We start from the raw sequence: 12,364 nt of genomic DNA on the forward strand, positions 1-12,364 counted from the left end.
ACGAAGTCATAGGCTTCAGAGCTGGCATTTGAACTCCTGCAAGGTTTTAAAAACCTTGTAGGTCTGAAAAGCCTTGTAGGTCTGCATCTCAAAACCTAAAAAGCAATCGAATCCAGGTAAAAACCACCTCGTCTCCGGTTTCTTTTAGTGAAACCGAATCCACTCCTCCTTTAAAAAGGAGGAGAATATAAAAGGCAGGTAAATATTATGATTGTACCAATATTGAAATTAAAACGACAAACAACTCCTTCCCTTTTTTTAAGGAAAGGTGGATTTAAATCCGGAAGGGTTAAACATTTTGAACACGTATTGTGCCATTTTTATTTAAATAAAAAACCCTGATTGGTTTGTTGTCTTTTAACCTAAATAATAATCGAGTTAAATGGGATAAGCTATTTCATGACGGGACAGTATATAAAAATTAAAACACGCCACCTTATTGTAAAAGGCAGTTTCTCATAGATGCTTACTTTTTTTAATATTGCTACGAAGTCATAGACTTCGAGCTGGTATACTATGCCCGTTTTTTGTACATGTAAGAGCAGGACAGTTATAATAGAAATTAAAAATATATTTGTTTACAATCTAATAAGTGTATTATTTAAATTTATAAAAGCCAAACTTCAGCTTAAAAAACAACCAACTAAACTAATTATGAAAACGACGCTTACCGTTAAAAACACCCTGTTAATTTATCAATTCACGGTTAAAAAATTATTTGAGAACAGATTACTTATGAGCCTGTCTTTAATTGGCATCATGACGCTTTGCAGTTTCTCACTTTACGGGCAGCGTTACATGGAAAACCTTGACAGAGGGTTAATTGCCATGCGAACCGGCACTAGTTCAGTACTAATAAGTTGGCGAATTCCCGGTGACGAATACGCCCAGAATACGACCTATAACCTATACCGAGGGTCAACACTAATCGCTTCCAATCTTAGCGTTTCAAATTATGTTGATGCAACCAGTACTGATCATTCTTACAGTGTAGCTGCTGTTATTGGTGGAACAGAGCAAGCGCTTTCCGCTGCTACAGGCATTAGGGGAAGTGGGTATTTCACTATTCCGGTCAGATCGATCAACGGTGGTTACACGACCCATAATCTGAATGATGCCTCTGTTGGCGATCTGGATGGAGACGGGGAATACGAAATTGTTATAAAAAGACTCTCCAATGATGAATCTCCTAGCTCACTCTATAATCACTATCTTGAAGCTTATGAACTTGATGGTACCTTTATGTGGGCTATTGATTTGGGACCTAATTTGTTACACGCGGTAGAGGTAAACTTTTTGGTGTACGATTTTGATAATGATGGAAAGGCCGAAATTGCTACCAGAACTTCAGATGGTATGATCGACGGCTTAGGCAATGATATCGGCGACAGAGATGGAGACGGACAAATCAGTTATCGTTCTACAGCGGCACAGAATGGTCCTTTTTGGTTCAGAACCGAAGGTCCCGATTACATATCAATATTTAATGGCGAAACAGGTGCAGAAATTGCCTGGGATAATTACATCAGTCTGGAACCAATAGCACAATGGGGGCTGCCGGGCCAAAACCTTGCTCAACTGGGTCACAGGGCTACCAAATGCATGTGGACAGTTGCCTATACCGATGGTGAAAATCCAAGCTTTGTAATCGGCAGAGGAATTTATGAACGCATAAAACTTGAGGCATGGCATTTTAGAAATGGCACTTTAACACAAGAGTGGGCTTGGGATAGCGATGATGTAGGTACTGCTTTTAACGGACAAGGAAACCACAATCTTGCTGCCGGTGATGTTGATGGTGACGGTAGAGACGAGATAACTTATGGAGGCATGGCGGTTGATGAATATGGTAATGGTCTTTATTCCACCAGTTTTGGTCACGGTGATGCTGGTCATTTAGCAGATATTAATCCTGATATTGCAGGTTTGGAATATTTCGGCTGTCAAGAGTACGCTAATGGTACAACAATCCCGGGCATAGCAATAAGAAATGCTGAGAGTGGTACCATACAATGGGCAAATTGGTCAAGTGGTGATATTGGAAGATGTATGGCTGCCGATGTAGATCCAAACTACAAAGGCATGGAAATATGGGGTTCTGATGGTTCTGGTCTTCGTAGCTGTACAGGCCAACTTATATCAAATGCAATACCAACTACTGCTGGTAACGGAGCTTCTTACAATTTTGGTGTTTGGTGGGACGGCGACGTTCAACGTGAAATACTCGACAGAACGGTCATAACGAAATGGAATGGAAGCGGGACCGACAGGGTAGCTACATTATATAATGTAGCGCCAATTTCTGATAATAATTCAACTAAATCGAATCCTTGCCTTATGGCCGATATTTTGGGTGACTGGCGGGAAGAAGTTATATACCGACGTACTGACAACACAGGTTTGATTGTTTTTGTTAGTCCTTACAGTACGACTCAAAGAATGTACACTTTAATGCATGACCCTAACTACAGGACTGCAATTGCATGGCAGAACAATTCGTATAACCAGCCTCCGAATCTTGGGTTTTATTTTGGCGGTGGAATGAATACGCCACCATCTCCTAATATCAAATTGGTAAATGCAGGGGAACCGTTAGACATTGTTCAAAAGGAAATATCAGAAGGCATAAATACTTATCCAAACCCTTCCAATGGTATTTTCTATATAAATTTACCTGTTTCTATTAATAATGTCAATAGCGAATTATATAACATTAATGGGGCATTGATTTCAAGTCAAAAACATGAGTTAAATGGAAAGAACTTTGAACTAGATATAACAGATAAACCTGCTGGAATGTATTTCTTAAAAATTAATTTAACAGAACCAGTAACCCTAAAGATTATAAAAACGGAATAAAAAATTTCTTGAAACAGACTATCCTCTTGGCAGAGCAGTAGAGGTATTTCGCCTGTTTCATTTTGACCTCAGGGTCAAAAACCGAAATTTTGTATTTTACCTCACCCAGAACTGCCCGAAAAGGCAGTTCTGACCTCTCCTCTAAAGGAGAGGTGAATTGGACACCCCGAAGCAGAGCCTTCGGGGAATTATTTAGATTAATAAGCTTTCAAAAATTAGTGAATTAAAATTTTAAGACATTTTTTTATTTCTTTTAGGGACAGGTGATAAGTTTGCTTATGATTACGATCCAAAAGAAGCGGAAAAAGACAGTTAATAGGATAATTGAACTAAACTGGTTAGCTGTTTGTCAAAATGTGCTACAACACCCCTATAACCACAGTAAATAGCATCACATGGTAGTTATATCATATATGTATGCAATGTATTGCTTTTTAATGAGTTATATAAAAAAATCCTGATAGGAATCTATCAGGATTTTTAAATTATGTGATGTCTGCTTTCGCATAAATTGTGTTAATCTTCAACCAAAACCCAATCGCCTTTGGCCAATAAAGGTTCGGCTTGTTTGTATTTAAGGGTTTTGTTTTCACCGGTAATTACTTGCTTAATAGTTACTTGGTCATTGCGCCCAATTTTTGGTTTATCACGTACAATGGTTTCAACGACATGTTGTTGGCGTTGGGTATTGCCCGCAGCTCTATTTTGTGCCGAACGTTCATCTAAATTAGGGATTTCGTCTTTTTGCACATTCAGCTTTTCCTGTTTACGTTCCCTAGCTTCATGAATGGTGTTTTGTGTTTCTTGAGGTAATTCGCCTTTAAATAAGAATGAAATCACATCTTTGTTTACTTCATCTATCATGGATTTGAACAATTCAAACGCCTCAAACTTATAAATAAGTAATGGGTCTTTTTGTTCATGCACAGCCAATTGCACCGATTGTTTTAGCTCGTCCATTTTGCGTAAATGGGTTTTCCAAGCATCATCAATAATGGCAAGTGTGATGTTTTTTTCAAAATCCGTGATTAATTGTTTACCATTGGTTTGGTAAGCTTTTTCAAGATCGGTAACCACATTTAAGGTTTTAGTGCCATCGGTAAATGGAACAACTATGCGTTTGAATTTATCGCGTTGGGTTTCGTATACATTTTTAATAACAGGGAATGCTAGGTCAGCATTGCGTGTCATTTTTTCTTTGTAATGATCGAATGCTGTATGGTATATTTTACTAGTAATTTCTTGAGCTGAAAGTTTTCCGAATTCAGCTTCTGAAATTGGCGAACTCATTGAAAAATAGCGAATCAATTCAAATTCGAAGTTTTTAAAATCGTTGGCAGCTTTATTGGTTTCAGCAATCCCTTCGGATGTATCGAAAAGCATATTAGCTAAATCTACACGAAGACGCTCACCAAATAAGGCATGGTGGCGACGCTTGTAAACGACCTCACGTTGTGCATTCATAACATCATCATATTCTAATAAACGCTTACGAACACCAAAGTTGTTTTCTTCTACTTTTTTCTGTGCACGTTCAATGGATTTTGAAATCATGGAATGCTGAATGACTTCGCCTTCTTTTAATCCCATTCTATCCATCATTTTAGCAATACGCTCACTACCAAATAAACGCATTAGATTATCTTCTAATGATACATAGAACTGTGAACTTCCTGGATCTCCTTGACGACCTGCACGACCACGTAACTGGCGGTCCACACGACGCGAATCGTGGCGCTCGGTACCTACAATAGCTAAACCTCCTACTTTTTTAACTGCTTCGGTCAATTTAATATCCGTACCACGACCTGCCATATTGGTGGCGATGGTTACTTGTCCAGGTTGACCAGCTTCGGCAACAATATCAGCTTCTTTTTTATGGAGTTTCGCATTTAATACGTTATGAGGAATTTTACGAATGGTAAGCATTTTACCAAGTAATTCACTTATCTCTACCGAAGTCGTACCAATTAACACTGGGCGACCGGCTTGCGACAGTTTTGTTACCTCATCAATAACGGCATTGTATTTTTCGCGTTTTGTTTTGTAAACCAAATCTTCTTGGTCGTTACGGGCAATGGGGCGGTTGGTTGGAATCTCCACAACATCTAGTTTGTAAATTTCCCAAAATTCGCCAGCTTCTGTAACCGCAGTACCCGTCATACCAGACAGTTTGCGGTACATTCTAAAGTAATTTTGAAGTGTTACCGTAGCAAAGGTTTGCGTAGCATCTTCAATTTTTACGTTTTCTTTAGCTTCAATTGCTTGGTGTAAACCGTCAGAATAACGGCGACCATCCATAATACGACCGGTTTGTTCATCAACAATCATCACTTTATTGTCAATGACCACGTATTGAATATCTTTTTCAAATAAAGCGTAGGCTTTAAGCAATTGACTAAGTGTATGGATACGTTCCGATTTTATACCAAAATCTTTGTATAGTTCTTCTTTTAATTTAGCTTCTTCGGCTAATGGTAAATTCTGGTTTTCAATTTTTGCTATCTCGATACCTATTTCAGGCATAATGAAAAAGTTAGGGTCATCTTTTCCAGAAATGTATTCAACACCTTTATCGGTCAGCTCTATTTGATTGTTTTTTTCTTCAATAACATAGTATAATTCGGCATCAACCTTTGGCATTTCGCGGTTGTTGTCCTGCATGTAAAAGTTTTCGGTTTTTTGAAGCAGTTGTTTAACACCTTCTTCACTTAAAAATTTAATAAGGGCTTTGTTTTTAGGCATCCCACGGTAAACACGCAGTAATTGAAAGCCACCTTCTTTAGTATCTCCAGAGGTGATTAATTTTTTTGCTTCGGCTAAAACGCCTGTTAGATATTTGCGTTGTACGGCAACAATATCATCTATCTTGGGTTTTAACTCATTAAACTCATGGCGTTCGCCTTGTGGAATAGGCCCTGATATAATTAATGGTGTACGGGCATCATCAACCAATACGGAATCCACCTCATCGACAATCGCGTAATGGTGTGGGCGTTGTACCAAATCGTTTGGTGAGTGTGCCATATTATCACGCAAGTAATCGAAACCAAACTCGTTGTTGGTGCCATAGGTAATATCGGCATTATAGGCTTTTTTACGGGCATCGGAATTTGGTTGGTAGTAATCGATACAATCTACAGTCAATCCATGAAACTGAAAGATAGGTGCCATCCACGCACTGTCACGTTTTGCTAAATAGTCGTTTACGGTTACCAAATGCACCCCTTTTCCAGCAAGCGCATTTAAATACATAGGAAGTGTTGCTACCAAGGTTTTACCTTCACCTGTTTGCATTTCGGCAATTTTACCTTGGTGCATGGCAATACCTCCAATAAGTTGTACATCGTAGTGTACCATATCCCAGGTAATGGCTTTTCCGGCAGCATCCCAAGAGTTGGACCAAATAGCCTTGTCATTATCTAAAGTAACGTAGTCTTTTGCACCTGATAATTCTCTATCAAAAGTGCTTGCTGTAACGGTAATAGAGGTGTTGTCTTTAAAACGTTTTGCAGTTTCCTTAACTACGGCAAAAGCTTCTGGTAAAATAGCATCTAAAACATCTTCGGTAGTTTTGTAAGCATCATCTTTAAGTTTATCAATGTCTAGATAAATATCTTCACGTCTGTCAATGTCTTCGGTGTTTTCAGCTTCTTCAAGTAATTTTGCAATTTGGTCGTTTATAGGCTGTATCGCTTGTGCTATAGCCGCCTTAAATTGTGCTGTTTTTGCCCTTAGTTCGTCATGCGATAATCCTTCTATAGCAGCTTCAAAAGTTTTGATTTTGCTTACAATAGGCATAATGGACTTTACATCTTGTTTCGATTTGTCTCCAACAAATACTTTAAGTACAGAATTTAAAAAACTCATGTGTGTGTATATTATATGTTAACTAGGAAAGCTTCCTAGTGGTAAATTATTTTATTTTTGTTACTTTTAAAAAGCAATCAAAGATACATTTTGTTATATGTTTTATAAAGAGTTAAGACAAAAAAAAAGCCTCAAACCGAGACTTTTTAACTTTTCTTTATGCTTTATTAATATTCATCTTCATTCCAAAGGTAATCTTCATCTGTTGGATAATCAGACCAAATTTCGTCAATTGAATCGTAGGCATCACCTTCATCTTCAATAGACTGTAAGTTTTCAACAACCTCCAAAGGAGCACCCGTTCTAATAGCGTAATCTATTAACTCGTCTTTTGTTGCTGGCCAAGGTGCATCACTTAAATACGATGCTAATTCTAAAGTCCAATACATTTTATATGCGTTTTAATTTTGTGCAAAAATAAATTTTTAGTTCAAACACACAAGAAAAAAATGAATTATTTAATTATTATTTTTAAGAACGTGTTGTTTTATTATTTAAACAGTTGAAATTCAAGTTTTTAATTTGAGCGTTAGCATTCCGATAGTTATCGGGGATGTCGGGCTTTTCGTTACAATCTTTTTTATCTTAAAGGTTTCGACTACGCTCAACCAGACAAAAAAGGATTTTTACCGCAAATACAACTTATTTATGATTTCATTAATTCAAAATAAAAGCCAGTGAGTCATCCCTAACGCAAGAACCGTTTCCACTATAAAACTACTGCTTCTCAGGAATCCATTTAATCTCGTTTGCTTGCAAGTCATAAGTCAACTTCCGTGCCAACACAAAAAGATAGTCAGAAAGGCGGTTTAAGTACATTAATGTATTGGGGTCAATGGCTTCCATGTCATTAAGAGCGGTAGTTAAACGTTCGGCTCTACGGCACACACAGCGTGCAATATGACAGAATGACACCGTTTGGTGTCCACCAGGTAGAACAAAATGCGTCATGGGTGGCAATACTTCATTCATAGTGTCCATTTCCTGCTCTAAACGCTCAATATCGCTACTGGATATTTTAGGGATGTTTAAGCGTTCTTTTCCACTTTTTAAGATGGCTTTTTCAGGGTCGGTAGCTAAAATAGCGCCAAGGGTAAACAGTCTATCTTGAATATGAATAAGTAAATCTTTGTAGTGCGCATCAATTTCTTGATCACGAATTAATCCCAAATAGGAGTTTAATTCATCAACCGTACCGTAGCTTTCAATTCTTATATGGTGTTTAGGCACACGTGTACCACCAAATAATGCTGTGGTTCCTGTATCGCCCGTTTTGGTGTAGATTTTCATGTTACGAAGTTAAATCATTTTGTGGAAAGATTCAATGTTTCAAAGTTGCAAAGTGTCTAGTCCTGAAATATAACTATAGGTTAAACATGAATTTAAGCAGTTAATTTGTATACCACAATTTGGTGTTTTAAAATCTAAAGGGCAGTATCCATTAAAATGTGTATAATTCGAAGAGAATATTTCAAGGAGATGACTCGGGAATACTAAAGGAAAAGTTTGATGAATGGATGGCTTTTTATAATATTTTGAAAATTTAGAAGTTCATTTACTAATAATGAACTCATTTTGCCTTTTTCTATTTCCTAAAACCTGCCTGCCGGCAGGCAGGAATGGTAAAATTTATCCATATTTCGTTACTTTTTTTATGCGTAGCTATGCTATGTTTTGCAAAAATTGCTTCATTTGTAAAAAAATTATCTCATTTTCGGTTAAAAACAAAAAGCCAAGATGAGTTCAGTGTTTTATTTATTTTATAAGAAAAAAAACATATTTGTAACATGTGAATTTTAGGCTTAACCAAAAATTATGAAAAAAATCACGTTTTTATTTACATTAATTGTAAGCTCTTATAGTTTGCAGGCGCAATCTTATTTAGGGTTTTTAACGGATAACTATAGTGGTGTAAATAGCGTCATTTCAAATCCAGCGAATATAGTAGATTCTCGTTTTAGAGCAGATATAAATCTTGTTGGTATGAGTGCTTTTGTAGGCAACGATTATTATAACATGAATATTATAAAGGCTATTAAAGATGATGATTACAATTTTGAAGGGGAGTCACGACAAAATCCAAAAATAAATAATAATGGCGGGGTGAATGTAGATGTTATGGGACCTTCATTTATGTTTAATATAAACGACACTAATTCTATTGCTGTTTTTACCAGGGCACGCACTTTTGTTAATGCTAATGGAATTAATGGTAGGGATTTATATGCTATTGATGAAGATGGAAATACTGATTATACTGTTAATGAAGATAATTTTAATGCTTTTGGACAAACATGGGCAGAAATCGGACTTTCCTATGCCAGAGTATTAGTTAATGAAAGAGAGACCTTTTTAAAAGGTGGGATTTCCTTAAAATATCTAAAAGGAGGCGGTAGTGCTTATGTAGCGGGTAGAAATATTACGGTATTTTATGATGCAGATGGGGCAATGTTTTCAGGAGGGGGAACTACAGGTAGTGTTTCGTCTACTGGAGAGGTCATTTATGGACGTTTTGATGATTTTGATAGAGACGATTATGAATATAAATTCCCAAAAAGTGCTGTTGGTTTGGGTGTAGATATCGGAATAATTTATGAGTGGCGTCCTAATTATAGAGATTATAAACCTAGAAAAGTATGGCCAAACCGCTTAACATACAAAGAACAAAATAAGTACAAATTAAAACTAGGTTTTTCTATAACCGATATTGGTTCTATAAATTATAAAGATGGCATTGAAGATTTTTTTGATATTACAAATACCAATGTGAGTGAAGAAGCCATTGATAATGAAGATAACTTGTACGATATACTAAACAATCTATATACATTAACAAATTCTACAATAGGGTATAAGGCCATATTGCCAACAGCATTACATCTGAATGCTGATTGGCGTTTTAAAAATAATTTTTATTTAAATTTTAATACCGATATAGCGCTTACGGGAAAAGGCCAGATACACACGAGTAAAATTACAAATATAGCATCCCTTACGCCACGTTTTGAGAGTAAATGGCTTAGTTTTTATATGCCTTTAAGTATGGTTCAATATGCCGGTTTTCAGGTGGGAGCTGGTTTAAGATTAGGACCGCTTTATCTAGGCTCCAGTTCTTTGTTTACTAATTTAATGAGTGAAAAAAGTAAAGGGGCAAATTTCTATGCAGGATTAAAAATACCTCTTTTTCATGGGAAATACGATAAAGGAAGTAACTGCAATTGTTACCAGTAGACTGGTTTAATTTAAAAATTTTTCGGATTTATTATTATTCCTGATAAATGACAGTTGACGTTCATTTAAAATAAAATTGTACATTTTGTATAATTTTTGTATCTTTGAATTGAATTGAAATATAAATGAATGTAAAAATATTAGAGTTTGAAACCAAATTAGAGATAAAATCTAAAATCTCATTGGTTACTAAAAACAAAGCAAGCCTACCTTCAATAAATGATGGGTGGAGATTTAATTTTAGTAAGCACTCCAAAGGAAAATATTACGAAACCTATATTCTAACAACGGATAAAACACCTGAAATAATTGAAGGATGTTTAATTATAAATATTAAAACACCATTTCAAGTCTATATGGCATTTGTAGAAGTTGCTTCTCATAATAAAGGAAATGAAAAGAAGTATGATAGAGTTGCTGGTTGTTTAATTGCCTTTGCTTGTAGACAAAGTTTTATTAATGGCAAAGAAGGTTATTTGGCTTTTGACGTATTAGAAGAGAAAAAAGAAAATGAGATAAGACTAATGAAATTATATAGTCAAAAATACAATGCAGTAAGGCTTGACAATTCAACAACAATGATTATTCTACCTGAAGGAAGCGAAGCGCTGATAAACGAATTTTTAAAATAAAAGGTTATGAAAAAGACAGAAATATTACCTAAAGACATTTGGAACGATGAAAAACTCAATACCATAAACGAGTTCATCAAGAATCATTCTGATAATCAATCCAAAGAACGAAAAATTAGAAATAAACTTCTTTCTATTCAATATAAATTGGAAGATTATATTGAAAAAGATGATATTAAAGAAAATGAAGTACTTGATATATTAGATTTTGTAAAGATGTATTTAAAAGCATTGGGCATTACAAAAAGAGATTTAGCTAAATATTTTGGGATGAGAGATAGTAATCTACATAAGTATTTGACTGGAAATAGAAAATTAAATCCAGAAGTTGTTTTGAAAATCAGTTCATTTTCTCATACAAAACCTGAATATTGGTATAGGGTACAAGTGAAAAACGAAATGGTGAAATTAAAAAAAGAAAGAACAAAGGATTATGAAAAATATGATTATAAAAAATTATTATCCCTATAAAAATGACACGCCAATAATGACTATAAGTAACTGCAATTATTACCAGTAAACTAATTTAATCTAAAAATTTTAGCATTTATTATTACTTAAAATGATAGGCGTATTTAGACAGTCTTTTAAACCCGAATAATAAAATCCTCTTTAACCTGTTCTTTTCTAAAAAACACAACCCCCCAAAAAAAGGTATCGATAGTTACGGTTACTTTTGGGTGTTGTTTTATGATTTCCCAAGCTTCGGTCATTTCTTTCGACCAGTAGATATCATCAAAAATAAAAACCGAATTGTTGTGCACCGTTTCTATCAAGGTTTCGAAATACTGTAAAGTGGCTTCTTTTTGGTGGTTGCCATCGAAAAAAATAAAATCGAAGGATTTGGGTGTTAGGGTTTTTATGACCTCATTAAAATCTCCTGTGATAAGATTTGTGTTCTTTAAATGATGCTTTTTAAAAATTGCTTTAGTGAATTCTGAAATCATCGGGCAACCTTCAATGCTTGTAATTTTTGATTTAGGATTGGCTAAACTCACCGCATGTGTTGCAATACCTAGTGAGGTACCTAATTCTAATATGTTTTCAAAATTAAAATAGGCACTAAGTCGGTATAAAAGTTTGGCTCTTTTAATGGTCGTTCCTGCGTTTTTGGCAATTTCAGAAATAGTGCGTTCCTGCTGCTTTGTTATTTGGGAACCTACACCTAAATCGGTTACTGTAATTTTAGTGTGGTCTTGAAGTAGTTGTTTTTTATATGCTGAAATGTTCTTGTAGGCTTCGTAATTTGCTGTATCGTAAAAGCATTTTGTGACTAAATTGTAGACAAAAGGAGAGTGCACACCGTGTTGGTTGGTGGATTTGAACAGGAATTTTATGTATTGAATGGCTTGGTAAAACATTTTTTATAGTTTCAAAGTTTCAAAGTTTCAAAGGCTCAAAGTTTCAAAGGCTCAAAGTTTCAAAGCTTCAAAGTTTCAAAGTTGCAGAGCTTCAAAGTTGCAGAGCTTCAAAGTTTCAAAGTTTTGTCTAAGATTCTGATTTTTAAAGTTTCAAAGTTTTTGAGACACAAAGTTTCTAAACTTCTGATTTTCAAAGCTTCAAAGTTTTAAAGTTTCAGAGATTTAGCTTTGTCTCTTTGCCACTTTGCAACTTTGTCTCTTTGCTACTTTGTAGCTTTGTCTCTTTTTATAGTTTCAAAGTTTCAAAGTTGCAGAGCTTCAAAGTTTCAGAGTTTCAAAGTAACAAAGTTTCTAAGTACAAAGTTTCAGAGCTTCAGGTTTTTAGGTTTTTTTGCTTTTAGAGATTTTGAC

8 protein-coding genes are annotated in these 12,364 nt (G+C 35.3%); 4 read left to right on the forward strand and 4 right to left on the reverse strand.

Translation table 11 applies throughout. The features are described 5' to 3' along the window. Positions 1–654 precede the first annotated feature (654 nt). Positions 655–2,859 (forward strand): T9SS type A sorting domain-containing protein, encoded by a 2,205-nt coding sequence (locus tag ACGLWY_RS11310; protein ID WP_396619775.1) that lies wholly within the window; start codon positions 655–657, stop codon positions 2,857–2,859. A gap of 516 nt (positions 2,860–3,375) precedes the next feature. On the opposite strand, the gene secA is transcribed toward ACGLWY_RS11310, so the two are convergent. The 3 genes from secA to ACGLWY_RS11325 form a co-directional block, all read right to left on the reverse strand. Then, positions 3,376–6,729, reverse strand: coding sequence for a preprotein translocase subunit SecA (secA, locus tag ACGLWY_RS11315; RefSeq protein ID WP_396619776.1), 3,354 nt, complete (start codon positions 6,727–6,729; stop codon positions 3,376–3,378). 167 nt (positions 6,730–6,896) lie between these two features. Further along, positions 6,897–7,118: a DUF2795 domain-containing protein gene (locus ACGLWY_RS11320; protein WP_044638512.1), complete on the reverse strand. Its 222-nt coding sequence runs from the start codon at positions 7,116–7,118 to the stop codon at positions 6,897–6,899. 328 nt (positions 7,119–7,446) lie between these two features. Continuing rightward, entirely contained in the window at positions 7,447–8,019 is a 573-nt protein-coding gene (locus tag ACGLWY_RS11325) for a cob(I)yrinic acid a,c-diamide adenosyltransferase (RefSeq protein ID WP_396619777.1), read from the reverse strand. 525 nt (positions 8,020–8,544) lie between these two features. Here ACGLWY_RS11325 and ACGLWY_RS11330 point away from each other — a divergent pair. From ACGLWY_RS11330 to ACGLWY_RS11340, 3 genes are all read left to right on the forward strand, one after another. Then, complete coding sequence (locus tag ACGLWY_RS11330; protein ID WP_396619778.1) at positions 8,545–9,960, forward strand: DUF5723 family protein; 1,416 nt, start codon at positions 8,545–8,547, stop codon at positions 9,958–9,960. A 125-nt stretch (positions 9,961–10,085) separates the two neighbouring features. Next, complete coding sequence (locus tag ACGLWY_RS11335; RefSeq protein ID WP_396619779.1) at positions 10,086–10,592, forward strand: hypothetical protein; 507 nt, start codon at positions 10,086–10,088, stop codon at positions 10,590–10,592. 6 nt (positions 10,593–10,598) lie between these two features. Then, a complete protein-coding gene (locus tag ACGLWY_RS11340; protein ID WP_396619780.1) occupies positions 10,599–11,063 on the forward strand; it encodes a transcriptional regulator in 465 nt (154 codons plus the stop codon). Positions 11,064–11,179: 116 nt separating this feature from the next. Here ACGLWY_RS11340 and ACGLWY_RS11345 read toward each other — a convergent pair whose 3' ends face one another. Beyond that, entirely contained in the window at positions 11,180–11,953 is a 774-nt protein-coding gene (locus ACGLWY_RS11345; protein WP_396619781.1) for an O-methyltransferase, read from the reverse strand. Between the last annotated feature and the right edge of the window lie 411 nt (positions 11,954–12,364).

Origin of the sequence: Mariniflexile sp. HMF6888 (assembly GCF_044335535.1) — a bacterium.
GTDB lineage: Bacteria > Bacteroidota > Bacteroidia > Flavobacteriales > Flavobacteriaceae > Mariniflexile.

Bases quoted from the DNA above. Each gene is read 5' to 3' on its own strand.
- ACGLWY_RS11320 (WP_044638512.1), bottom strand. From the start codon at position 7,118: ATGTATTGGACTTTAGAATTAGCATCGTATTTAAGTGATGCACCTTGG.
- ACGLWY_RS11335 (WP_396619779.1), top strand. From the start codon at position 10,086: ATGAATGTAAAAATATTAGAGTTTGAAACCAAATTAGAGATAAAATCT.
- ACGLWY_RS11340 (WP_396619780.1), top strand. From the start codon at position 10,599: ATGAAAAAGACAGAAATATTACCTAAAGACATTTGGAACGATGAAAAA.
- ACGLWY_RS11345 (WP_396619781.1), bottom strand. From the start codon at position 11,953: ATGTTTTACCAAGCCATTCAATACATAAAATTCCTGTTCAAATCCACC.
- secA (WP_396619776.1), bottom strand. From the start codon at position 6,729: ATGAGTTTTTTAAATTCTGTACTTAAAGTATTTGTTGGAGACAAATCG.
- ACGLWY_RS11330 (WP_396619778.1), top strand. From the start codon at position 8,545: ATGAAAAAAATCACGTTTTTATTTACATTAATTGTAAGCTCTTATAGT.
- ACGLWY_RS11325 (WP_396619777.1), bottom strand. From the start codon at position 8,019: ATGAAAATCTACACCAAAACGGGCGATACAGGAACCACAGCATTATTT.
- ACGLWY_RS11310 (WP_396619775.1), top strand. From the start codon at position 655: ATGAAAACGACGCTTACCGTTAAAAACACCCTGTTAATTTATCAATTC.